The organism is Lutibacter sp. A64 (assembly GCF_022429565.1).
Taxonomy (GTDB): domain Bacteria; phylum Bacteroidota; class Bacteroidia; order Flavobacteriales; family Flavobacteriaceae; genus Lutibacter.
Map to the genome: position 1 here is coordinate 400,731 of NZ_CP092487.1, position 24,566 is coordinate 425,296.

General features: G+C 31.0%; 20 protein-coding genes and 1 pseudogene. 20 read left to right on the forward strand and 1 reads right to left on the reverse strand.

Annotated features, from left to right (window positions below):
* Positions 1–17 precede the first annotated feature (17 nt).
* The 18 genes from MKD41_RS01445 to MKD41_RS01530 all read left to right on the forward strand — a co-directional run bounded on the left by MKD41_RS01445 (position 18) and on the right by MKD41_RS01530 (position 20,858).
* On the forward strand, positions 18–2,654 hold the full coding sequence (locus MKD41_RS01445; RefSeq protein ID WP_240243673.1) for a glycoside hydrolase family 3 protein: 2,637 nt from the start codon (positions 18–20) through the stop codon (positions 2,652–2,654).
* A gap of 242 nt (positions 2,655–2,896) precedes the next feature.
* Complete coding sequence (locus tag MKD41_RS01450; RefSeq protein WP_240243674.1) at positions 2,897–4,030, forward strand: lactonase family protein; 1,134 nt, start codon at positions 2,897–2,899, stop codon at positions 4,028–4,030.
* 268 nt (positions 4,031–4,298) lie between these two features.
* The gene (locus MKD41_RS01455; protein WP_240243675.1) at positions 4,299–4,469 is read left to right on the forward strand and encodes a hypothetical protein; all 171 of its coding nucleotides are present in this window, start codon (positions 4,299–4,301) and stop codon (positions 4,467–4,469) included.
* Complete coding sequence (locus tag MKD41_RS01460) at positions 4,427–6,727, forward strand: glycoside hydrolase family 2 protein (RefSeq protein WP_240243676.1); 2,301 nt, start codon at positions 4,427–4,429, stop codon at positions 6,725–6,727. Before MKD41_RS01455 ends, MKD41_RS01460 begins: the two co-directional genes overlap by 43 nt.
* A gap of 361 nt (positions 6,728–7,088) precedes the next feature.
* Positions 7,089–7,904 (forward strand): SDR family oxidoreductase, encoded by an 816-nt coding sequence (locus tag MKD41_RS01465; RefSeq protein WP_240243677.1) that lies wholly within the window; start codon positions 7,089–7,091, stop codon positions 7,902–7,904.
* Between the two features lie 19 nt (positions 7,905–7,923).
* A complete protein-coding gene (gene uxuA / locus MKD41_RS01470) occupies positions 7,924–9,108 on the forward strand; it encodes a mannonate dehydratase (protein WP_240243678.1) in 1,185 nt (394 codons plus the stop codon).
* An 11-nt stretch (positions 9,109–9,119) separates the two neighbouring features.
* Positions 9,120–9,959, forward strand: a complete 840-nt coding sequence (gene kduI / locus MKD41_RS01475; protein WP_240243679.1) for a 5-dehydro-4-deoxy-D-glucuronate isomerase — start codon at positions 9,120–9,122, stop codon at positions 9,957–9,959.
* An 11-nt stretch (positions 9,960–9,970) separates the two neighbouring features.
* Positions 9,971–10,756, forward strand: a complete 786-nt coding sequence (locus tag MKD41_RS01480; RefSeq protein ID WP_240243680.1) for a gluconate 5-dehydrogenase — start codon at positions 9,971–9,973, stop codon at positions 10,754–10,756.
* An 80-nt stretch (positions 10,757–10,836) separates the two neighbouring features.
* Positions 10,837–12,018, forward strand: a complete 1,182-nt coding sequence (locus MKD41_RS01485; RefSeq protein WP_240243681.1) for a DUF4861 family protein — start codon at positions 10,837–10,839, stop codon at positions 12,016–12,018.
* A 9-nt stretch (positions 12,019–12,027) separates the two neighbouring features.
* Positions 12,028–13,428: a glucuronate isomerase gene (uxaC, locus tag MKD41_RS01490; RefSeq protein ID WP_240243682.1), complete on the forward strand. Its 1,401-nt coding sequence runs from the start codon at positions 12,028–12,030 to the stop codon at positions 13,426–13,428.
* Positions 13,429–13,452: 24 nt separating this feature from the next.
* Positions 13,453–14,493 (forward strand): sugar kinase, encoded by a 1,041-nt coding sequence (locus MKD41_RS01495; RefSeq protein ID WP_240243683.1) that lies wholly within the window; start codon positions 13,453–13,455, stop codon positions 14,491–14,493.
* A gap of 105 nt (positions 14,494–14,598) precedes the next feature.
* Positions 14,599–15,267, forward strand: coding sequence for a bifunctional 4-hydroxy-2-oxoglutarate aldolase/2-dehydro-3-deoxy-phosphogluconate aldolase (locus MKD41_RS01500; protein WP_240243684.1), 669 nt, complete (start codon positions 14,599–14,601; stop codon positions 15,265–15,267).
* Between the two features lie 2 nt (positions 15,268–15,269).
* Positions 15,270–16,253: a TRAP transporter substrate-binding protein gene (locus MKD41_RS01505; RefSeq protein ID WP_240243685.1), complete on the forward strand. Its 984-nt coding sequence runs from the start codon at positions 15,270–15,272 to the stop codon at positions 16,251–16,253.
* Entirely contained in the window at positions 16,246–16,737 is a 492-nt protein-coding gene (locus tag MKD41_RS01510; protein WP_240243686.1) for a TRAP transporter small permease, read from the forward strand. The genes MKD41_RS01505 and MKD41_RS01510 overlap by 8 nt, the downstream gene beginning before the upstream one ends.
* Before the next feature lie 2 nt (positions 16,738–16,739).
* Positions 16,740–18,044, forward strand: coding sequence for a TRAP transporter large permease (locus MKD41_RS01515; protein WP_240243687.1), 1,305 nt, complete (start codon positions 16,740–16,742; stop codon positions 18,042–18,044).
* 122 nt (positions 18,045–18,166) lie between these two features.
* Positions 18,167–18,904, forward strand: coding sequence for a (Fe-S)-binding protein (locus MKD41_RS01520; protein ID WP_240243688.1), 738 nt, complete (start codon positions 18,167–18,169; stop codon positions 18,902–18,904).
* Positions 18,905–18,906: 2 nt separating this feature from the next.
* On the forward strand, positions 18,907–20,277 hold the full coding sequence (locus MKD41_RS01525) for a LutB/LldF family L-lactate oxidation iron-sulfur protein (protein WP_240243689.1): 1,371 nt from the start codon (positions 18,907–18,909) through the stop codon (positions 20,275–20,277).
* Positions 20,277–20,858 (forward strand): LutC/YkgG family protein, encoded by a 582-nt coding sequence (locus MKD41_RS01530; protein ID WP_240243690.1) that lies wholly within the window; start codon positions 20,277–20,279, stop codon positions 20,856–20,858. Before MKD41_RS01525 ends, MKD41_RS01530 begins: the two co-directional genes overlap by 1 nt.
* A gap of 29 nt (positions 20,859–20,887) precedes the next feature.
* Here MKD41_RS01530 and MKD41_RS16445 read toward each other — a convergent pair.
* A pseudogene (locus MKD41_RS16445) lies at positions 20,888–21,796 on the reverse strand (IS982 family transposase).
* 276 nt (positions 21,797–22,072) lie between these two features.
* Between MKD41_RS16445 and MKD41_RS01540 the strand changes: the two are divergent.
* Positions 22,073–23,068, forward strand: coding sequence for a GntR family transcriptional regulator (locus MKD41_RS01540; RefSeq protein WP_240243691.1), 996 nt, complete (start codon positions 22,073–22,075; stop codon positions 23,066–23,068).
* A 3-nt stretch (positions 23,069–23,071) separates the two neighbouring features.
* Entirely contained in the window at positions 23,072–24,559 is a 1,488-nt protein-coding gene (locus tag MKD41_RS01545; protein WP_240243692.1) for a xylulokinase, read from the forward strand.
* Positions 24,560–24,566: the final 7 nt, after the last annotated feature.

Consider the following 24,566-nt stretch of genomic DNA (forward strand, 5'->3'; position numbering starts at 1 on the left):
ATAAAAAGAATTTTAGAATGAAATTAAAATTAACAATTATCATATTTTTCACACTTATTATAGCTTCTTGTTCAGATAAAACACCGGCTCATAAAAATGATTCTTTATCATTTGAAAAACGTGCAGAACACTTGGTTTCTTTAATGACATTAGAAGAAAAAGTATCACAAATGAGCTATCAATCTCCATCAATTGATCGTTTAGAGATTCCAGCTCATAATTGGTGGAATGAATGCTTGCATGGAGTTGCCAGAGCAGGTGTTGCTACAGTTTTTCCTCAAGCTATAGGAATGGGAGCAATGTGGGATAAAGAGCAAATGTTTAATGTTGCTACAGCTATTTCTGACGAAGCTAGAGCAAAACATCATGAATTTGTATCAAGAGGAAAACGAGGTATTTATCAAGGCTTAACATTTTGGACACCAAATATTAATATTTTTAGAGACCCACGCTGGGGAAGAGGAATGGAAACTTATGGTGAAGATCCTTATTTAACTGGCGAACTAGGTATTCAGTTTATCAAAGGTTTACAAGGTGATGATCCAAAATATTTAAAATTAGTTGCTACAGCAAAGCATTTTGCCGTACATAGTGGGCCTGAGGCTGATAGACATCGTTTTAATGCAGAACCTACAGTGTTTGATATGCTAAACACGTACACACCTCAATTTGAAAAGGTTATAAAAGAAGCAAATGTTTATTCGGTTATGTGTGCTTACAATAGTTACAATGGCTTACCTTGTTGTGGAAATACAGAGTTAAGTGATTTATTACGTAAAGATTGGGGATTTAAAGGGTATATAGTTTCTGATTGTTGGGCAATTATAGATTTTTATGACAAAGATGCTCATGCAATAACAGAAACACAGCAAGAAGCTGCTGCAATGGCTGTAAAAGCTGGAACAGATTTAAATTGTGGCGATTCTTATCCTGCATTAGTAGAAGCTGTTAAAAACGGACATATAACAGAAAGTGAATTGGCTGTTTCAGTTGAAAGATTAATGATAGCACGAATGAAAGTAGGTTTATTTGCACCTGAAGGAGCCGTTAAATACGAAAAAATACCGTTTGATATTGTAGATTCAGAGCAGCATAGGTTATTAGCACTTCAAACCGCAAGAAAATCAATTGTTTTATTAAAAAACGAAAACAATATATTACCATTAAATAAAAACGTTAAAAAGGTTGCTGTAATTGGTCCAAATGCCAATGATTTAGAAACATTGTTAGCTAATTACAATGGGTACCCTTCAAACCCAATTACGCCATTAAAAGGTATTCAAGAAAAATTACCTAATGCCAAAGTTAGGTATGCTGTTGGAACACCGTTAGCAGAAGGATTGCCAATTTTTGATATTATTCCATCGGAAGTATTATTTACTTCAAAAGATTTGAAATCTAATGGGTTAAATGCTGAATACTTTAATAGTATAGATTTAACGGGAGAACCTATTCATAAAAAAGTAGATAATACTATTGATTTTGTTTGGGGAACAACTGCACCTTTTGAAGATATGAGTTATGATAAATTCTCAGTACGTTGGACGGGTTATTTATCAGTTAAAGAAACTGGTAGCTATGCTATTGGAGGAGAGGCTTTTTCAGGGATGAAATTGTATGTAAACAACAAATTGTTAGTTGCTAGAGAAGATGTTCACCACCCTAGAAAAGAGTACGAATACATGCAATTAGAGGCAGGTAAGGCATATGAAATTAAATTAGAGTATAAGCAAGATAATACAGAGCATGCAATGATGCAGTTGCTTTGGCAAGTTCCAAATTCTAATTTAGAAAATGAAGCAATTCAATTAGTAAAAGAATCAGACGTGGTAATTTTATGTATGGGCTTAAGTCCGTTGTTAGAAGGTGAAGAAATGAAAGTGAAAGTAGATGGTTTTGCACATGGAGACAGATTAGATGTTAAGCTGCCTAAAGCTCAAACAAATTTAATGAAAAAACTAAATAAGTTAGGGAAACCAATGGTTTTAGTACTGTTAAACGGTAGCGCAGTAGCTGTTAATTGGGAGCAAGAAAATATTCCAGCAATAGTTGAAGCTTGGTATCCTGGTCAATCTGGTGGAACTGCCATTGCTGATGTATTGTTTGGAGACTATAACCCGGCAGGAAGATTACCCTTAACTTTTTATAAGGATATTAATGATATTCCAGCTTTTGATGATTATAATATGAAAGGTAAAACCTATCGTTATTTTGAAGGTGATGCATTGTATGATTTTGGTTTTGGATTAAGTTATTCAACTTTTGAATACAATAATTTAAATATAGTTTCTGGATTTAAAACTTCTGAAGAAGTGAATATAAAAGTTGATGTTAAAAACACGAGTAGTATTGATGGAGATGAAGTAGTTCAAGTTTATATAACTAGAGAAACGGATGGTTTTAATCCAACAAATTCTTTGGTAGGTTTTAATCGAATTCACTTAAAAGCAGGAGAATCTAAAACAGTGTCTTTTAAAATTACGCCAAAGCAATTAGCAACAGTTAACTTAACAAGCCACAAAATGGAGGTAACTTCAGGTACTGTTGAAATTTCAGTTGGAGGTGCTCAAAATACCCAAAAAAGACAGGGACAAAAAACGGTGATTTCTAAAAGTATTCAATTAAAAGGAGAGCCTTATATAATATTAAAATAATAGTTGAGTGAAGTTTTAAGAGACTGCCTTTTTAGACAGCCTCTTTTTGTTATTATTTAATAATAATAATTTTTGATGGTTTGTTAAATGAATAAATTAAAAATTTAATTATTCAATATGTACTAATAACTTAAAAGTAACCGAGTATAATTATTAAAAAACTAGATTTAACTTCAGAAATAAAATCTTTTTATGGAAATACGAAAATTAGAAATGAGATTTATCAAATAAAATAGAAAAATATGTTAAAAAAGTTAGTAGTTGTTATAGTACTGTTTATAATGTTTGGGTGCCAGAATAAAAGAGATCGTACATTGTTATTTGTTGGTAGTTTTACAGATAAAGAACTAGGGAAAGGTATAAAAATTTATGAGTTTGACAATAAAACTGGCGAAGCTATATTAACGTTCGAATTAGATAGTGTTATCAATTCTTCTTTTTTACGATTATCTCCCAACGGTAAAAACCTTTATTCAGTTTTAGAAAGCCAAATGGAACATCATGGCAAAGTTGCTGCATTTAGTGTTGACTCTATTAAAGGTACTATATCATTGTTAAATATACAAGATTGTGGAGGTGTAAATCCAGTACATATAGAAATTGATAAAATGGTAAGTTATTTGGTGAATTCAAATTATTCTGATGGTAGTTTAAGTCTTTTTAAAATAAGAAAAGATGGTAGTTTAAATAAAGTTAAACAAGTTCTTCAATTTAAAGATAGTAGTATCAATAAAAGTAGTCAGCGTTCTTCTCACATACATTCTTCTAATTTTTCTCCTGATAATAAATATCTGTTTGCACACGATTTAGGCGCAGATAAAATTAGAAAATTTACATTTGATAACTTAAATGATTGTTTAAAAAATCAACAAGAAATTAAATCAAAATTAGGTAGTGGCCCACGGCATTTTACGTTTCATCCAATTGGATTATATGGATATGGAATTAATGAATTAAGTGGAACAATAGCTGCTTATGATTATAAAAACGGTAGACTTTCTTTTAGTGAAGATTATCAAACGTATCAACAAAAACAAGACATTTATAGAGCAGCGGATATTCATGTTTCACCAGATGGCAAATTTTTATATGCTTCAAATCGAGGTCCAGAAGAGGATAGTATTGTTGTTTTTTCAATAGACATTTCTACGGGGAAATTAACATTTGTAGAACGTGTGTCAACATACGGAGAGCATCCAAGAAACTTTGTAATAGACCCTTCAGGAGAATTCTTATTAGTAGCAAATCAATTTTCAGATACTATTGTAATTTTTCGACGTACTATTAAAACAGGAAAACTAGTTAAACTACCTAATACAATAACAGTAGACAATCCTTCAAGTTTACAAATGAGAACATATGAAATGGATTTATAAAATATTTAATGACTATTTGTTGTTTTGAATAATTATAAAATAATATAATTCTTTATTCTTAAAAAGAACAACTACTTTTTTTGTTACATTTAAAAAGATAGTGCAGGATGGTTTTTGAGGCGATAGGTTTTAAGTTTGTTTGAAATACTCTGTTACTAAAAGGTTAAAATGTTTTAGCCTTAATTTTAAATATTTCATATTAAAAAGCAACACGCTTTTTTAATATTCATAAAAGAGTAAAAAATATAGAAATTATAAATTAAAAAAAATGAAGATTACAAACCATAGTTTTTTAAAAATAATTTATTTATTAACTGTTTTTATTTGTGATTTAGCTATAAATTCTTGTACTTCAAATAGTACAGTTCAACGTAGTAAAACAAACATCAATAAAGATTGGAGATATTTAGAAAACGATTCAGAAAAATACCTGCTTTAAAGATTAGTGAATGGGAGGTTTTAAATCTACCACACTCATGGAATAGCACAGATGCTACAGATGTAGAACCAGGATACCGACGAAATGCTAGTTGGTATGCAAAAAAAATAAAAATAAATGAAGTAGTTCTAGATCAGAATTACATATTGTATTTTGAAGGAGCAAATATTAATTCAAAAGTTTTTGTAAACGGAACACTTGCAGGAAGTCATATTGGTGGTTATATTGGTTTTGAAATAGATATTACAACTTTAATTCACACAGGTGAAAATGAAGTATTAGTTCGTGTTGATAATGCGTATGACCCTGAAGTAATTCCTTCTCAAAAAAGTGACTTCTTTATTTTTGGAGGTATTACACGTGATGTTTGGTTGGTAACTAAGCCAAAAACAAATATTGGAGATTTAAAAATTACAACACCAGCGGTTTCAAATGAAAAAGCAACCTTAAACATTGAAGCAACGCTTAATAATGTAGAAAATAATTCAAATTTAAGCTTAACGGCTAGTTTAAAAAATCCAAAAGGTGTTGAAGTAGCAACACAAAGTATTCCTGTTTCTCAATCAAATACAACTATTTTATTTGAAAATATTAAAGACCCTGAATTATGGGATACCCAAACACCTAATTTATATACTGTTAATGTTTCTTTAGTTGAAAATAATGAAGTTAAAGATGAAGTTGAAGAAAGAATTGGTTTTCGTTGGTTTGAATTTGTACAGAATGGTCCATTTTATTTAAATGGAAAACGATTATTATTACGTGGTACACATAGGCACGAAGAACATGCAGGTGTTGGTGCTGCAATGAGCAATAAACAGCATCGTGCTGATATGGAGTTAATGAAAGAAATGGGTGTTAATTTTGTGCGTTTGGCACATTACCCTCAAGATCCTGAAGTTTATAAAGCTTGTGATGAACTAGGTTTATTGGTTTGGGATGAATTACCATGGTGTCGTGGAGGTGTTGGAAATGAAACATGGAAAACCAACACTAAAAATATGTTAACCGAAATAATTTCTCAGAATTTTAATCACCCAAGTATTATTATTTGGTCATTAGGAAATGAAATTTACTGGTTGCCAGATTTTGAAAATGGTGATGATAGAACTGAAATTAATTCATTTTTAACAGAATTAAATAATCTTTCGCACACATTAGATCCTTCTCGTAAAACAGCAATTAGAAAATATTATGAAGGCTCAGATATTGTAGATGTTTTTTCTCCTTCAATTTGGTCAGGTTGGTATTCAGGAAGTTATAAAAGCTATCAAAAAGCAATTGATAAGTACAAAAAAGAATACAATCATTTTTTACATGCCGAATATGGAGGCTCAAGCCACGTTGGTCGTCATACTGAAAATCCAATTACTGGTGAAGGTTTAATAAAAGCTGATGAATGGGAAGAAGCCATAGTGCAAACTAAAGTATCTAACATTGCTCAAATTGGTGATTGGAGTGAAAATTATATTGTTGATTTATTTGATTGGCATTTACGTATCTCAGAAACCGATTCAACTTTTGTAGGAAATATTCAATGGGCTTTTAAAGATTTTGGTACTCCTTTACGACCTGAAAATGACATTCCTTATATGAATCAAAAAGGGTTAGTTGATCGTAATGGAAATCCAAAAGATGCTTTTTATGTATTTAAAAGTTATTGGAGTGAAGTTCCTTTTACATATATAGAATCTCATACTTGGACCGAGCGCCAAGGACCAAAAGATTTAACCAGAACTATTAGTGTTTATAGTAATTGCGATAAAGTAGCTTTTTATCATAACAATGTACTTTTAGGTGAAAAAGAACGTGATATCTCAAAGTTTCCAGCATCTGGTTATACTTGGGATGTAAACTTTACAGAAGGTGAAAATAAATTGGTAGCAGTAGGGATACCTACCAATGGTACTCAAGTTTCTGATACATTGGCTGTAAACTACCGTTTTCAAAAGAATGACACTGCTAAAGAATTGACGTTGTCGTATAAATTATTAGAAAACGGAAATTATTTAGTAACCGCAACAGCTATTGATAAAAATGGATTGCATTGTTTTGATTATGAAAAAAGAATCTATTTTCAGTGTTTAAGTGGTGGAGAGTTGTTAAAAAGTCAGGGAACACCAACCGGAAGTGAATCTATAGGTATGGCAAATGGAAAAGCAAGTATTGAAGTTATTCCTTCAGAAAAAAATATGAATATTGAAGTAATGGTTTTAAACCAAAGTTTTAAAGGTACATATTTAACAATTTATAAATGATGACTTTTAATAAATAAAAGTAAATCAATTATGTAATTAAAATTTAGTGAAGAAAAGACAGTTTGAAAAGGTATCTTTTTTCTTTTAAGAAATAAAGCTAATTTATACTTATTCAAAAAAAAGGACAGTACAGGACGGTTTTTTAATAAGAAGCATATAAGTTTGTTCTAGAAATTTGAAAGTAAATTAGTATAAAACTACCTAGTGATTATACCAATTTAAAAAGCAATGAGTATTTAAGGTGTTTAGATTAATGGAAAGCCATCTTTGAAGTTTTCCACTTTTGACACTTTTTTAATTTTGTGAGAAAGCAGTGAACAATTGTATTAAAAGTAAATAAACATAATAAAATATCTTATAAATGAATTTATTTAATGTAGAAAATAAAGTTGTACTTATTACTGGTGGGGGTGGAGTTTTAGGTGGTAATATGGCAGAATACCTACTTGGACAAGGAGCTATTGTAGTTATTTTAGATTATAAAGATGAAATAGTAGATGCAGCCATTAACAATCTTAAAAAAATTAATGCGAATGTTGCTGGTTTTGTTTGTAACGCTATGGATGAATCTAGTTTAAAAGAAACATCAGATAAAATAATTGATAAATTTGGGAAAATTGATGTATTAATTAATGCAGCAGGCGGTAATATGCCAGGAGCTACTATTGCCGAAAATCAAACAATTTTTGATGTGAATATAGATCATTTTAAAAAGGTAGTAGATTTAAATTTATTTGGAAGTATTTTACCTTCCTTGATTTTTGGAAAAGAAATGGTTAAAAGCAAACAAGGTGTAATTATTAATATTTCATCAATGACTGCACAAAGTGCAATAACTAGAGTTGTTGGTTATTCAGCTTCAAAAGCAGCGATAGATAATTATACAAAATGGTTAGCTGTTGAATTGGCTTTAAAATTTGGTGAAGGTTTACGAGTAAATGCTATTGCCCCAGGATTCTTTATAGGAAATCAGAATAGAGATTTATTAATTGATAAAGAAACCGGAAACTATACAGACAGAGGTGATACAATAATTAGAAATACACCAATGAAACGATTTGGAGAAACTGACGAATTAAATGGTTCTATTCATTATTTAATTTCAGATGCTTCAAAATTTGTAACAGGAATTGTTGTTCCTATTGATGGAGGATTTAGTGCTTTTAGTGGAGTTTAATTAAAGTAGAAAGGAAATTATGGAACAAACTTGGAGATGGTACGGGCCAAAAGATCCTGTACAATTAACAGATATAAAACAAGCAGGAGCTACAGGTGTTGTTACTGCTTTGCATCATATACCAAACGGAGAAGTTTGGACGGTTGAAGAAATAAAAAAGAGAAAATCTATAATTGAACAAGCAGGTTTAACTTGGAGTGTTGTAGAAAGTATTCCAGTACACGAAAATATTAAAACACATTCAGATAATTTTCAACAATATATTGAAAGTTATAAAAAGAGTATTGAAAATTTAGCTAGTTGCGGAATTAGCATTGTGTGCTATAATTTTATGCCAGTGTTGGATTGGACAAGAACGTCTTTAGATTATGAAGTAGAAGACGGATCTAGAGCATTACGTTTTGACGTTGTGGCTTTTGCTGCATTTGAACTTTTCATTTTAAAAAGACCTGGAGCTGAAGAAATTTATACAAATGCTCAACAAAATAATGCTGAAATCTATTTTAATGATCTTTCTACAAGTGAAATAGAAAAACTAACAAATGATATTATTGCTGGTTTACCAGGTGCTGAAGAAGGTTATACTGTACAACAATTTCAAGAAGTTTTAAATACTTATAATGAGATTGATAGTACAATTCTTAAACAAAATTTAGTTTTATTTTTAAAAGAAATTATACCTATTGCTGCTCAAAATGAGGTGTTAATGTGTATTCATCCAGATGATCCACCAATGCCAATTTTAGGATTACCAAGAGTTGTAAGTACGGAAGAAGATTACGCCTATTTGTTTGAACAAGTACCAAATAGATCAAACGGAATTACATTTTGCACAGGTTCTTTAGGTGTTAGAGCAGATAATAATTTAGTGCAAATTTTTAAACGATTTGCAGATAGAGTTCATTTTTTACATTTACGAAGTACACAAAGAGATGCTGCAGGAAATTTTTATGAAGCCAATCATTTAGAAGGAAATGTGGATATGTATAGCATAGTAAAAGAAGTACTTATAGAGCAAAAAAGAAGAATTGATTTAGGAATGAAGGATGCGCTTATCCCCATGCGTCCAGATCACGGACATCAAATGCTAGATGATTTACATAAAAAAACAAATCCAGGATATTCGGGTATCGGAAGGTTACGTGGATTAGCAGAGTTGCGAGGATTAGAATTGGGAATAAACAGAAGTTTAAATATAAATTAAAAATAATTATTATGTCAACACACTATGAGTCACGTTATGCATCAAGCCCCGATGCAGTAAAAAAATACGATACACAACAATTAAGAGACGAATTTTTAATTGATAATTTAATGGAATTAGGTAAAATAAATCTTACCTATTCACATTACGACAGATATATTGCGGGTTCTGCTGTGCCAATTGAACCGCTTACCCTAGAATCAATTGATCCTTTGAAAGCAGATTATTTTTTAGAAAGAAGAGAAATTGGAATTATTAATGTTGGAGGAAATGGAACAGTTGAAGTAGATGGTGCTATTTACGAATTAGGTTTAAAAGATGCTTTATACATTGGTAGTGGTAATAAAGAAGTTATTTTTAAAAGTGATGATGTTAATACCCCTGCTAAGTATTATTTAAATGCAGCGCCAGCCCATAAAAGTTATCCAATAAAAAAAGTAAGCAAGGCAGAAGCTAATAAGATTGAATTAGGGTCTTTAGAAACTGCAAATCATAGAACAGTAAATCAAATGATTATTGGAGGTATTGTAACCACTTGTCAATTACAAATGGGTATGACTGAATTGAAAACTGGAAGTGTTTGGAATACAATGCCTGCACATGTACATGATAGAAGAATGGAAGTTTATTTTTACATAGATATTCCACAAGATCAAGCAGTGTGTCATTTTATGGGGCAACCTCAAGAAACGCGTCATATTTGGATGCAAAATTTTGAAGCTGTTATATCTCCACCATGGTCAATTCATTCAGGAGCAGGAACTTCAAACTATACATTTATTTGGGGAATGGCAGGTGAAAATTTAGATTATAATGATATGGATGTGGCTAAAATAACTGAATTAAGGTAACTAATAGAATTATGGATTTATTTAATGTAAAAGGAAAAATTGCCTTAATCACTGGGAGTACTCATGGACTAGGAATGGCAATGGCTAGAGGCTTAGGATTAGCAGGAGCGACAATAGTTGTTAATGGTAATTCTTCTCAAGAAAAAATTGATGCAGCGGTTGCAGGTTATGAAAAAGAAGGAATTAAAGCTGTAGGTTATAAGTTTAATGTATCTGTTGAGGCTGAAGTAATTGCAGCAATAGCTAAAATTGAAGTAGAAGTTGGAAACATAGATATTTTAATCAATAACGCAGGGATCATAAAACGTACGTTATTATTAGAAATGGAGGTTTCAGATTTTAAAGAGGTAATTGATATAGATTTGGTGAGTCCTTTTATAGTATCTAAGCATGTTGTGAAAGGAATGGTTTCTCGTAAACAAGGTAAAGTGATTAATATTTGCTCTATGATGAGTGAGTTTGGCCGAAACAGTGTAGGTGCGTATGCTGCGGCTAAAGGAGGTCTTAAAATGTTAACACAGAATATGGCTACAGAATGGGCAAAGTATAATATTCAAGTGAATGGAATTGGGCCTGGATATTTTGCCACTTCACAAACAGAACCAATAAGAGTTGAAGGACATCCATTTAATGATTTTATTATCAATAGAACACCGGCAGCAAAGTGGGGAGATCCAAATGATTTAGCTGGAGCAGCTATATTTTTAGCATCTAAAGCTAGTGATTTTGTAAATGGACACGTAGTTTATGTAGATGGAGGAATTTTAGCAACAATAGGAAAGCCTTCAAATGAATAAAAATTGAGTAAATAAAGCAATGTTTTAATCAATTATTTATACTAGTAATTTAATTGAGCAACTCACAAAACCCATAAATAATGAATATTATTAATAAATTTTTGTTTTTAGTAGTTTTATCAATGTTATTTTCATATTGTGGAACTGAAAAACATACAATTGTAATAGTAAAAAATACACTTGATACACCTCGTATTTATGAAACTGTAGAAATTAATAAAACTGATTTGAAATTTCAAGATAGGAAAAGTTTTGAAAGTATAGGTGTACAAGAATTACAGACGAAAACCGTATTAATTTCTCAATTTATAGATAAAGATCAAGATGGAAATATGGATGTTCTATTATTTCAACCTGAAATTGATGCAAATTCAGAAAAGCTATTTGAGCTTGTTGTTCTTGATAAAAATGCTAAGCCAGAGAGAACTGAATATTGTTATTCTAGATTCGTACCAGAAAGAACCGATGATTATGCTTGGGAAAATAATAAAGTAGGTTTTAGAACTTTTGGACCAACCGCTCAAAAAATGATTGAAGATGGTGTAAAAGGGGGAACGCTATCTAGTGGAATAGATGCTTGGTTAAAAAAAGTAGAGTATCCAATTATAAATAAATGGTATAAAAAAGCAGAGAAAGAGAAAGGAGCATATCATAAAGATTCTGGAGAAGGACTAGACAATTTTCATGTAGGTATTAGTAGAGGAGTTGGAGGTATTGCAGTTAAGGTTGATTCTACATTTTATATATCTAAGAATTTTACAAATTGGAAAACCATTAGTAACGGTCCTATAAGAACAAGTTTTGTGTTAGAATATGCTAACTGGGATGCAAATGGTAAAATTATTTCAGAAAAGAAACATATATCTTTAGATTATGGTAGTAATTTATCTCGATTTGAAATAGAAGTATCTGGAACAGAAAATGTGTTTGCAGGTTTAACACTTCACGAAAAAGATGGTGAATCGACACAAATAAAAAACGCTGGTTGGATTTCTTATTGGCAACCACATGGAGATTCAGAACTGGGTACAGCAATTGTAGTTCCAGATGGTAATATGTTATCAAGTGAATTATTTGACACCCCAATAAAAGATTGGAGTAATTTATATGCAGAAATAAAAGTGAATAATGGAAGAGCAATTTATTATGCTGGTTTTGGGTGGAAAGAAGCAAAAGAGTTTTCTTCGAAGGAAATTTGGGAAGGTTATTTAGAAGAATTCACTTTAAAAATCAACAACCCATTAGAGGTTAGTATAAAATAATTTTTATTAATGAAAACAACTAATTTTATTACGGATAATTTTGTTTTACAATCTAAAGTTGCTGAAACCTTATACCATAAATATGCAAAAGATTTACCCATAATAGATTATCATAATCATTTGTCGGCAAAACAAATTGCAGAAAATAAACCTGTTAAAAATATAACTAAAGTTTGGTTAGAAGGAGATCATTATAAATGGCGTGCAATGCGTGCCAATGGTATTGATGAAAAATACATAACAGGTTTAGAAACATCAAACAAAGATAAGTTTTTAAAATGGGCAGAGACGGTACCTTATACTTTACGCAATCCATTGTTTCATTGGACTCATTTAGAGTTGAAGCGTTATTTTAATATAGATGAGCTACTTCAACGGAGTACAGCAGAAGATATTTATAAAAAAGTTAATGTAATTTTAGAAAATAAAACTCCAGCACAACTATTAGAAGATTTAAAAGTAGAAGTGGTTTGCACTACGGATGATCCAACAGATGATTTACGCTACCATAAAGAAATTTCATTAAAAAATTTTTATACTAAAGTTTATCCTACTTTTAGACCGGATGCTTTGCTTTTAATAGAAAAAAAGACGTTTTCAAATTACATAAAAAAAATAGAAGATTCTGTAGGGTTTTTAGTAAATAACTCTGAAAGTTTGATAAAAGCTATTCAAAGCAGAGTAGATTTTTTTGCTGAAAATGGTTGTCGTTTGTCTGATTACGGTATGGAAGAAATTTTTATATCAAATTTTACAGAAAATGAGGCTGATACTATATTTAAAAAGCGAATTAAAGGAGAAGAGATTTCAAAAGATGAAGCTAATATTTATGCTTCATTTGTTTTGAGTGAATTATGTAAAATGTATCATGCTAAAGGCTGGGTTCAACAATTTCATTTAGGTGCTATTAGAGATAATAATAGTAACTTATTAGAAAGACTAGGGTTAGATGCTGGAGTTGATTCTATTGGAGAATTTCCTGCGTCAAAAGCTATGTCCAAATTGTTTAATAAGCTTAATTTAACCAATCAACTAGCAAAAACCATAACTTATAATTTGAATCCATCGCAAAACGAGGTATTTGCAACAATGATGGGGAATTTTCAAAATTCAGATCATCCAGGTAAAATGCAATGGGGATCTGGCTGGTGGTTTTTAGATCAAAAAGATGGAATGGAAAAGCAACTAAATACACTTTCGAATATGGGATTGTTGAGTAGATTTGTTGGAATGCTTACAGATAGTCGTAGTTTTTTGTCTTTTCCAAGACACGAATATTTTAGAAGAATACTTTGTAATTTAATTGCGGAAGATGTACACCAAGGATTAGTTCCAAACGATATAGATTTTTTAGGCAAAATGATTCAAAATATTTCTTATAAGAACGCAAAAGAATATTTCAAATTTTAAACAAATAATTATTTAATTCATATAATGAAAAAAGTAGTAACATTTGGAGAAATCATGTTAAGATTAGCTCCACACGGATTTTTAAGATTTTCGCAAGCCAATTCATTTGATGTGATTTATGGAGGAGGAGAATCCAACGTAGCAGTATCCTTAGCTAATTATGGTGTTCCAGTAGATTTTATAACACGTTTGCCAAAAAATGATATTGGAGAATGTGCTATGATGGAAATGCGAAAAAGAGGCGTAAACTGTGATAATATTATTTGGGGTGGTGATCGATTAGGAATTTATTTCTTAGAAACTGGAGCCGTAAATAGAGGAAGTAAAGTAGTTTACGATAGACAACATTCAGCAGTTGCAGAAATAGAACCAGGAATGGTAGATTGGGAATCTGTATTTGAAGGAGCAGGATGGTTTCATTGGACAGGTATTACCCCAGCCATATCTCAAGGAGCGGCAGATGCATGTTTAGAAGCTGTAAAAGTAGCTAGTAAATTAGGTTTAACAATTTCAACGGATTTAAATTACCGTCAGAAATTATGGAAATATGGAGGAGATAGAGAAGCAATAATGACCGAATTAACTTCGTACTGTGATATTATTTTAGGAAATGAAGAAGATGCAGAGAAACACTTCAATATTAAACCAGAAGGATTAGATATTACAACTCAAGGAGAAGATGTAAAAGGAGAAGCATTTTTATCCGTTTGTGATCAAATGTTGAAAAAATTCCCAAGAGCTAAAAAAGTAATAACCACATTAAGAGGATCCATTTCAGCATCACACAATACCTGGGCAGGAGTTTTATATGATGGTAAAACATTATTTGAATCACCACAATACCAAATTACAGATATTGTAGACCGAGTTGGAGGAGGAGATTCATTTATGGGAGGTTTAATTTATGGTTTGTTAGAATATGAAGGAGATGACCAAAAAGCATTAAACTTTGCAGTAGCAGCATCTTGTTTAAAACACACCATAAAAGGAGATGCAAACTTATCTACAATAGATGAAGTTAAAAAATTAATGAGTGGAGATGCTTCAGGTAGAGTTGCAAGATAATACTATATAGTAATATTTATGTTTGGTAATAGGAAAGTTGGTTTATATCCATCAAATCAGCTTTCCTTAACTTATTGATTAAATTAAAATCCATAAAAATAAACAATGGCACAATTTACAAGAATAGAAGTAGCAACAGCAATGAAAGAAACCGGGATGATTCCTTTGTTTTTTAATAGTGATATAGAATTAAGCAAAAAAGTATTAAAAGCCTGTTATGATGGTGGAGCTCGCTTAATGGAATTTACAGCTCGTGGAGATTATGCACACGAAGTTTTTGGGGAATTAACAAAATACGCAATTGCAGAATTACCAGGCATGATAATGGGGGTTGGTTCTGTAACAGATGGAGCAGCAGCTTCATTATATATGGCATTAGGAGCAAACTTTATAGTTACTCCAGTATTACGAGAAGATATTGCTATTGCTTGTAACAGACGTAAAGTTTTATGGTCTCCAGGCTGTGGAACATTAACAGAAATAGCCAGAGCCGAAGAATTAGGTTGCGAAATAGTTAAATTATTCCCTGGGGATATTTACGGACCTCAATTTGTTAAAGGAATTAAAGGACCTCAACCTTGGACAAGCATAATGCCAACAGGGGGTGTTTCACCAACAAAAGAGAATTTAACAGGTTGGTTTAATGCTGGGGTAACTTGTGTTGGAATGGGATCTCAACTAATTTCAAAAGAAATAATTGCAAATAAAGATTATGCTAAATTAGAGCAAGATGTAGCAAATGCAATAAATATCATTAAACACATAAAGAATTAATAATGAGGTTTCAAACTATACTCATATTGATTATTTTTACAAGTATTATATCTTGTAAAAAAGTAGATGATTCAAAGGTTCTTTATTTAGGACATACATTACCTCAAACACACCCAGTACATAAAGGTATGTTGGAATTTCAAAAGGTATTGGAAAAGAAGTCTAAAGGTACTTTAAAGGTTAAAATATTTCCTGATGGTCAATTGGGGTCAGAAAGGGAATTATTAGAATTATTACAAATTGGAAGTGTTGCAGCAACTAAAGTTAGTGCGGCTACATTATCAAATTTTGTGCCTGAATATCATATTTTTGGCATACCATATTTGTTTAGAAATAAAGAGCATCAATTTGATGTGTTGGAAGGTGAAATTGGAAAATCAATTTTAGAAAAAGGATCTAAGTTTTGGTTGCGTGGCCTTTGTTACTATGATGCTGGTAATAGAAGTTTTTACACTAGTAATAAAGCAATAAGAACTCCAGACGATTTAAAAGGGTTAAAGATTAGAGTAATGAATAATCAAATGGCTATTAATATGGTAAATTCAATGGGTGGTTCAGCAACACCTCTTTCCTATGGAGAGCTTTATACAGCCATTCAACAAGGAGTTGTAGATGGGGCGGAAAATAATCCACCGTCATTTGTGTCTTCAAACCATTATGAAATTAGTAAATATTATACTTTAGACGAGCACTCCTCTGTACCAGATGTATTGTTGATAGGTACTAAATATTGGGATAAACTATCTGTTGAAGAAAGAGCTTGGGTTCAGGAAGCAGCAGATTACTCTGCTCAAGCACAAAAAGAATTTTGGAGTGAATCGGTTAATGAGTCGATGAAAGTGATTAAAGATTGGGGTGTAGAAATTATAACTCCTAATAAACTGTTATTCGCAGAAAAATCAAAATCTGTAGTGGAAGAATTTATAATAGAATATCCAAAGTTGGCACCTATTGTGAATAAAATTAAAAATAATTCATATGAATAAATCAGAATTTATCTTTAATAAGATTAATAAAGCACTTGAGTGGTTTGTGATTATCATTTTTGCATTATTAGTTTTGGATGTATTATTCCAAGTGTTTTCTAGATATATTATAGGTACATCTTTTACTTGGACAGAAGAGTTTGCACGATTTTCTTTAATTTGGATGACCATTTTAGGAGCTGCCTACCTTAATGGAAAAAGAGAACATTTATCAATGGATTTCCTGTATCAAAAACTATCCTCTTCCAATAAAAGAAAAGCATCAATACTTATCGAAGTATTTATATTTCTTTTTGCACTTATAGTTATGGTAATAGGAGGATTAAACTTGGTGTATACAACACTGCATTTAGAACAATTATCGGGTACTCTGCGTATACCACTTGGCTACGTATATGCAGTTTTGCCATTTAGTGGTTTCCTAATTATGTGTTTTTCAGTTTATCACATATCACATATTTATTCTAATAAAAACATAAATTAATTATGAGTATAGAAATTATTAGTATTATCGTTTTATTTGTAAGTTTCTTTGCACTTTTGTTAATGAAAGTGCCCGTGGCTTATAGTATTGGAATTTCTACAACTATAAGTTTACTGTTGAATATAGATAGAATGCCAGGATTAACAACTATTGCACAGCGAATGACAACTGGTATTGATAGTTTTGCGCTGTTAGCAATACCATTTTTTGTGTTAGCTGGGGAGATTATGAAACAAGGAGGTATTGCAAATAGACTTATTAATTTTGCAAAATCTTTAGTAGCAAGTCTTCCTGGAGGATTGGCTTATGTAAATGTATTAGCATCTATGCTATTTGGAGCTATTTCAGGTTCAGCGGTTGCTGCAGCTTCTGCGATTGGTTCAATAATGACAGATAGAATGGAAGAAGAAGGTTATCCTAGATCCTTAAGTGCATCAGTGAACATAACATCTTCAACAACAGGCTTGTTAATTCCCCCAAGTAACATTTTAATAGTATATGCATTAGCAAGTGGAGGAACAGCATCGGTAGCTGCCTTATTTATTGCAGGTTATTTACCTGGAATATTATTAGGTTTTGCTATAATGGGATATGTGGCTTTTATTGCGATTAATAAAGGATATGCGAGAGGTAGAAGGTCAACACTTTTGGAAGTTTGGACCTATTTTAGAAAAGCTTTCTTCAGCTTATCATTATTAGTTATTGTCGTAGGAGGAATAGTAGCAGGAATATTTACAGCAACTGAAGCTTCAGTAATAGCGGTATTATATGCAGCAGTATTATCTTTAGTATATGGAGATATGAAAGTAAAAGAATTCCCTAAAGTATTGTTATCTAGTGGTAAAACTACGGCAGTTGTAATGTTTTTAATTTGTACCTCAATGGCTATGTCTTGGTTGTTTTCTTTTGAAGGAATCCCAGAAATGATAAGCACATTTTTATTAGAATCTTTAAATAATAAGTTTGCCATCTTTTTAGCAATAAATATTATTTTACTAATTGTTGGAACGTTTATGGATATGACACCAGCGGTATTAATATTTACACCAATATTTCTACCAGTTGTAACTACTCTAGGAATGGATCCAGTTCATTTTGGAATAGTAATAGTGCTAAATTTATGTATAGGAATTTGTACACCTCCTGTTGGTACATTGTTATTTGTGGGTAGTGGAGTTGCTAATGTTTCAGTTACAAAGGTCATTAAATCTTTGTTGCCGTTTTTAGCCATTATGGTAGCTGTGTTAATGCTTATAAGTTTTATTCCTGAAATATCATTGCTTTTACCAAGATTATTTAATTTATAAATGAAATAAGTTAAATTATTGTAGCAGAGAACTAATTTGAAATGAAAACAACAAAAATTTACGTTGTTATAAGTAGCTTTACACTAATAGTTTAAATAGTAAGGCAAAAATAATATAAATATATGAGAGTAGGCTTATTTATACCTTGTTATATCAATCAATTGTATCCACAAGTTGCTATTGCAACGTTGGAATTGTTAGAAAAATTAAATGTGGATGTATATTATCCATCTACACAAACTTGTTGTGGGCAACCTCTGGGAAACTCCGGATATGAAGAAGATTCAAAAGGAGCTTGTCAATTATTTGTTGAAAATTTTAAAGAATATGACTGTATAGTTGGGCCATCTGGAAGTTGCATTTATCACGTAAAAAAACATTTCGATATTTTAGAACAAACACCCGATGTTGTTAAAGTTAGAAATAATGCTTACGAGTTATGTGAATTCATAGTAAAAGTATTAGGAAAAACAGATTTAGGTGCTTCATTTCCACATAAAGTAGGTTTACATAAAAGTTGTCACGGTTTACGCGGATTGCATTTAGGATCTTGTTCCGAAAGAATGGATCCACATTTTTCTACAGAAGAAGATTTGTTGAATAATGTAAAAGGCTTAGAACTAATGAAACTGAACAGAGAAGATGAATGTTGTGGTTTTGGTGGAACATTTTCTGTATTTGAAGAAGCTATTTCAGTAAAAATGGGAAAAGATAAAATTCAAGATCATTTAAATAGTGGTGTTGAGGTTATTACGGGAGCAGATCATTCTTGTTTAATGCATTTAGAAGGTTTAATTAATAGAGATAATAAACCATTAAGAGTGATGCATATTGCAGAAATTTTAAATAGTACTATTTAATTATGAGCCATTCAGAAAAAGCAGCAATATTTAATAAAAATGAAGCCAAAGTAAATTGGCACGATAAAGCCTTATGGTATGTTCGTGAAAAAAGAGATAATGCAGCACACGGAGTAAAAGGCTGGGAATATTTACGCGATACTGCTTCAAAAATAAAAGGAAATGTACTTTCTAATTTAGATAATTATTTAGAAGAATTTGAAGCGAATGCCTTAAAAAATGGTATTAAAGTACATTGGGCATCCGATGCAGAAGAACATAACTCAATTGTTCATAAAATATTAGAAGCGCATAATGCTAAAAAAGTGGTAAAAAGTAAGTCTATGTTGACCGAAGAATGCCATTTGAATCCCTATTTAAATGATAGAGGGATAGAAGTTGTTGATACCGATTTGGGAGAATATATTGTTCAAATTGCAAAGGAAACTCCAAGTCATATTGTATTGCCAGCTATTCATAAAACAAAAGAAGAGGTTGATGAATTGTTTCAAGAACATTTAGGTACAAAACCCAGCAATGGAAATCCAGAGTACTTAACTAATGAAGCAAGAAAACACCTTAGAAATAAATTTTTACAAGCCGATGTTGCTATTACTGGTGTAAATTTTGCGATTGCTGATACGGGAGGGTTTGTAGTTGTTACCAACGAAGGAAACGCTGATATGGGAGCACATTTAGCTCCAGTACATATTGCGTGTATGGGAATTGAAAAAATTATTCCGAAGGAAGAACATTTAGGTGTTTTTTTAAGATTGTTGGCAAGAAGCGCTACAGGACAACCAATTACAACCTATTCATCACATTTTAACAAGCCTGCTGAAGGAAAAGAATTGCATATTGTAATTGTTGACAATGGAAGAACAGAACAATTAAGTCGTGAAGATTTTAGATCTTCATTGCATTGTATTCGTTGTGGCGCTTGTATGAATACGTGTCCAATTTATAGAAGAAGTGGTGGACATAGTTACGATGCTACAATTCCAGGTCCAATTGGTTCTATTTTATCACCAGGAAAAGATTTAACAAAACACAGTTCACTACCATTTGCATCTACGCTTTGTGGTTCGTGTTCTAATGTTTGTCCGGTAAAAATTAATATTCATGAGCAATTGTATAAATGGCGTCAAATAATTGTAAAAGAGGAGCCGCAACCATTTGTGAAAAAATCTATTTTAAAAATTGCGGGTAAAGTTTTAGAAAATAGAAGACTATATAATTTTGCAGGAAAATCAGCTAGATTTATGCTAAAATATGCTCCAAAATTTATGATTTATTCCAAATTAAACGCTTGGGGAAATGCAAGAGATCTTCCTGAAGTTAAGAATACAAATTTTGATGATTGGTACAAAGCAAAGAGAAAAAATAAAAAATAATGGGTAGAGAAGCAATACTAAAATCGGTTCAAAAAAACAAACCAACGTTATTACCATTGCCTGAAATAGATTTTAGTTTATTTGAGGAAGAACTTAATTTATTGGAAACTTTTAAAGAAAAAGTTGCTCTAGTTGGTGCTAGTATTGTTGAATTAAATGCTACAACAGAAATTGATGCTGAAATTAAAAAAAGGTATCCAAATGCTAAGGACATTGCTACTTGTACCCAAAAATCTTCTTTAGAAACGGTTTCAATTTCAAAAAAAACAGACCCACATACTATAGCATCCATTGATTTGGTGGTTATAGAAGGGGAGTTTGGAGTTGCAGAAAATGGCGCTATTTGGATTACGGAGAACGAGTTTCCAATTAGAGTTTTACCATTTATTACAAACGATTTAGTAATTGTTTTAGATAAACAAAAACTGTGTGCTAATCTGCACGAAGCTTATAAGTTAATTGCAAATAGAGATCATAATTTTGGTCTCTTTATCGCTGGACCTTCAAAAACAGCAGATATAGAACAATGTTTGGTTATTGGAGCTCAAGGCGCAATGAGTTTAACTGTGTTACTAGTATAATATCATATTTAATAACTTGAGTTGGGTTATTAAAACAAATAAATTTGATTAGTATTTTCAGTTGCGAACTTGATTGACGGTTTTTTATGTAAAAAACTATAAGCGATAATTCCACAAATTAGATTAGTTAAAAAGTTACAAAAGATTCTATATCTAGAATGTTCTACTTGGCAAATATTCTTAAGTTCATCGTTAACAGTTTCAATAACAGAACGTTTTCTAAGTTAAATTTTGTCACTCATAGTCATAAACAATTCTACATGCTGTTTTTAACTTGTGTAATTATTTGAACACCATCAACAAAAAGAAGTTGAGCTAATTCTTTACCCATATAGCCTTTGTCTGCAAATAATTTACCAAATATTTTATGTGAAAAGTGCTCTATTTCTAAAGTTGTTCTATCGTATGTATTGGCTTGAGTAATGGTGAAAGTGAGTATATCACTTTTATGGTTTATAATAATATGGAGTTTAAAACCATAAAACCACCCCATAGTAGATTTTCCTGTTGTAGCAATACCTTTGAATACTTTATTTTGGTTTAATCGTTTGTTTTTGCACACTCTAATGGGTGTAGAACCAATAAATAAATACCTGTACATTTACCTAAATTACCTAAATTACCTAAACAACATCTTTTTGAGAATAAAGTAAGTGCACAAGGTTTTGTTTCATAGGCTCTGTAAAGCGATTGTAAGTAACTGTTTTTGGAAATTATTTTTGCATATGTTTTTGAAGATAATACAAATAGAAATGTTTAAATGTTCTAAATCCATCTATTAAAAAATTAATCATAATGGTAATTATTTTGCTTTTACACATTACTGAAGAAGGCTTTGCAGGGCTGCCTAAGAGATGTTTATCGATAAGTTGGTTATATTCTTTACAAAAATCGTCAACAATACAAAATAATTTAGTGTTTATAGAGTAGGTTGTCATGGATGTGGTTTTTGGTTAATAAGTTGATATTTAGAACTTTCAATTATTTAAGGTCTATCTTTTTTATTAATAAAATCTACTTGAATATTAATCGAATTCATGTTAATTGATTGCAGTAAAGTGCAGGATAGGTTTTACTTTTTTTTAAAGTACATTTGGTAATACTATTAAAGGTCATTTTAAACTAAATAAATTAAAACATACATTTTGTCAGTTAAATAGTAAAAATTTATTTACATTTACATACCAGAACAGAATAGTTTAATTTTAAAAAAGATGAAGGAAATAAACTTTACGATTAACCATAATAGTGATATCCCAAAATATCAGCAAATTGTAAATAGCATTAATAATGCTATAGGTAAAAACGTGATAACTACTGGATATTTATTGCCCTCTGTAAATGTTTTTTGTAAAAAATATAATGTTTCACGAGATACAGTTTTTAAGGCGTATTCTATTTTAAAAGAAAATGGCGTTATAGAATCTGTTCCAAATAAAGGGTATTATGTGGCTAGTGAAACAAGAAAAGTGTTGTTGCTGTTAGATACATTTAAAGCTTATAAAGAAGTTTTATACCATTCATTTATAAATAATTTACCAGATAATATAATAACTGATGTTCAATTTCATCATTATAATATTGAAAATTTTAAAACTATTATAAACAATAGTCTTGGTAAATATTATAAGTATATAGTAATGAACTTTGATCATAAAGAGGTTCCAAAAGTTGTTTCAAAAATAAATGAGGAGAAGTTATTATTAATTGATTGGAATATATATTCAAAATCAACTAATAATTATGTTTTTCAAGATTTTGGAAAAGCCTTTTATGAGTCACTTCAAGAAGCTAATCATTTGTTTAGAAAGTATGAAGAGATAATTTTTTTATATCCAGAATACACAAATCATCCTATAGAAACAATAGAATATTTTAAGAAATTTTGTAGTGATTTCGATTTCAAATATCAAATTTTAACCAATTCAAAAACATATAATATTCAAAAAAATAAGGCGTATATAAGTGTAAGTGATCGGGTTTTGGGCTTGTTTTTAGAGCAATGTAGAAGTAAAAAATATGAGCCAGGAACCGATGTAGGGCTTTTATCATATAACGATACACCTATGAAAAAGTTTATATACAAAGGAATATCTGTGGTTTCAACAGATTTTAAACAATTGGGAACAAAAGCAGCAGCATTTATTACAGAAGATAAACCAATGCAAAAATATATTACAACAAAACTAACAATTAGAGATTCATTATAAACTATGTATTATATAGGATTTGATTTAGGAAGCTCATCAGTTAAAGCAGCTTTAATTGACGCAAAAACAGGAAAATCAGTCGGGATAACGCATTATCCGGAAACCGAAATGGCAATAGTTGCCGAGCAAATAGGTTGGGCAGAGCAAGACCCTAATTTATGGTGGAAAAATATATGTAAAGTCACTAAAAAACTGCTTGCAGAAACAAGTATTTCTTCAAATAAAATAAAAGGTATTGGTATTGCTTATCAAATGCACGGAATGGTGGTGGTTGATAAAAACAATGAAGTTTTAAGACCTTCGATTATTTGGTGCGATAGTAGAGCTGTTGAAATAGGAAATATGGCTTTTAAAGAAGCTGGAGAAGGTAAATGTGTAGCTAATTTATTAAACTCACCAGGAAATTTTACACTTTCAAAATTAAAATGGGTAAAAGAAAATGAACCAGAAATTTTTGAAAAAGTAGTTAAATTGTTATTACCAGGCGATTTTATCGCTTTAAAATTAACTGGAGAAGCAACTACCACAATTTCTGGACTTTCAGAAGGAATTATGTGGGATTTTAAACAAAACAAATTAGCAGATTGGTTGTTTGATTATATGGGAATTGCTACTGATGTAATTCCAACCATAGTTCCAACATTTTCAAATCAAGGAATAGTAACTAAAAAAGCTTCAGAAGAAATAGGGTTGCCAGAAGGAATTCCGGTTTTATACAGAGCTGGCGATCAGCCCAACAATGCAATGTCTTTAAATGTTTTTGAGCCAGGAGAAATTGCTGCAACCGGAGGAACATCGGGAGTTGTTTATGCGATTACAGACAGTTCAAAAACAAAGGAAAATACGCGTATTAATAATTTTGCACACGTAAATTATAAGAAAGAACAACCAAGAATTGGAAAACTGCTAAATATTAATGGAGCAGGAATTCAATATAGTTGGATGAAAAATAATATTGTAGCTGCAACAGACTCTTATAATGACATGAATAATTTGGCAGCATCTATTCCAGTAGGTTCAGATGGTTTACGAATTTTACCATTTGGAAATGGAGCAGAGCGTATGTTAAATAATGAAAATATTGGTGCAAGCTTTTTAAACTTAAACTTTAATAGACATGGCAAGCCGCATTTGTTAAGAGCCGCTTTAGAAAGCATTGCTTTTAGTTTTGTCTATGGCATTGATATTTTAAAAAATGATGGAGTTGATGTATCTGCAATTAAAGCAGGAAACGATAATTTATTTCGTTCAGAAATATTTTCAAATACAATTGCAACATTGGTAGGTGCAGATATTAGAATAATTGATACAACTGGAGCAGTTGGAGCAGCGCGAGCAGCTGGGGTAAGTTTAGGAGATTTTAAAACTTTGAATGATGCATTTTCAGACAGTGAACACGTAATGACATACCATCCTTTAAATGATAAAAAAATATATATGGATGCTTACCAACTTTGGAAGCAAGATTTAGAAAAAATGTATAAAAAATAATAACAAA

What these genes read in the sequence shown, in the direction of transcription:
- MKD41_RS01445 (WP_240243673.1), top strand. Translation starts at nt 18, where the DNA reads ATGAAATTAAAATTAACAATTATCATATTTTTCACACTTATTATAGCT.
- MKD41_RS01450 (WP_240243674.1), top strand. Translation starts at nt 2,897, where the DNA reads ATGTTAAAAAAGTTAGTAGTTGTTATAGTACTGTTTATAATGTTTGGG.
- MKD41_RS01455 (WP_240243675.1), top strand. Translation starts at nt 4,299, where the DNA reads ATGAAGATTACAAACCATAGTTTTTTAAAAATAATTTATTTATTAACT.
- MKD41_RS01465 (WP_240243677.1), top strand. Translation starts at nt 7,089, where the DNA reads ATGAATTTATTTAATGTAGAAAATAAAGTTGTACTTATTACTGGTGGG.
- uxuA (WP_240243678.1), top strand. Translation starts at nt 7,924, where the DNA reads ATGGAACAAACTTGGAGATGGTACGGGCCAAAAGATCCTGTACAATTA.
- kduI (WP_240243679.1), top strand. Translation starts at nt 9,120, where the DNA reads ATGTCAACACACTATGAGTCACGTTATGCATCAAGCCCCGATGCAGTA.
- MKD41_RS01480 (WP_240243680.1), top strand. Translation starts at nt 9,971, where the DNA reads ATGGATTTATTTAATGTAAAAGGAAAAATTGCCTTAATCACTGGGAGT.
- MKD41_RS01485 (WP_240243681.1), top strand. Translation starts at nt 10,837, where the DNA reads ATGAATATTATTAATAAATTTTTGTTTTTAGTAGTTTTATCAATGTTA.
- uxaC (WP_240243682.1), top strand. Translation starts at nt 12,028, where the DNA reads ATGAAAACAACTAATTTTATTACGGATAATTTTGTTTTACAATCTAAA.
- MKD41_RS01495 (WP_240243683.1), top strand. Translation starts at nt 13,453, where the DNA reads ATGAAAAAAGTAGTAACATTTGGAGAAATCATGTTAAGATTAGCTCCA.
- MKD41_RS01500 (WP_240243684.1), top strand. Translation starts at nt 14,599, where the DNA reads ATGGCACAATTTACAAGAATAGAAGTAGCAACAGCAATGAAAGAAACC.
- MKD41_RS01505 (WP_240243685.1), top strand. Translation starts at nt 15,270, where the DNA reads ATGAGGTTTCAAACTATACTCATATTGATTATTTTTACAAGTATTATA.
- MKD41_RS01510 (WP_240243686.1), top strand. Translation starts at nt 16,246, where the DNA reads ATGAATAAATCAGAATTTATCTTTAATAAGATTAATAAAGCACTTGAG.
- MKD41_RS01515 (WP_240243687.1), top strand. Translation starts at nt 16,740, where the DNA reads ATGAGTATAGAAATTATTAGTATTATCGTTTTATTTGTAAGTTTCTTT.
- MKD41_RS01520 (WP_240243688.1), top strand. Translation starts at nt 18,167, where the DNA reads ATGAGAGTAGGCTTATTTATACCTTGTTATATCAATCAATTGTATCCA.
- MKD41_RS01525 (WP_240243689.1), top strand. Translation starts at nt 18,907, where the DNA reads ATGAGCCATTCAGAAAAAGCAGCAATATTTAATAAAAATGAAGCCAAA.
- MKD41_RS01530 (WP_240243690.1), top strand. Translation starts at nt 20,277, where the DNA reads ATGGGTAGAGAAGCAATACTAAAATCGGTTCAAAAAAACAAACCAACG.
- MKD41_RS01540 (WP_240243691.1), top strand. Translation starts at nt 22,073, where the DNA reads ATGAAGGAAATAAACTTTACGATTAACCATAATAGTGATATCCCAAAA.
- MKD41_RS01545 (WP_240243692.1), top strand. Translation starts at nt 23,072, where the DNA reads ATGTATTATATAGGATTTGATTTAGGAAGCTCATCAGTTAAAGCAGCT.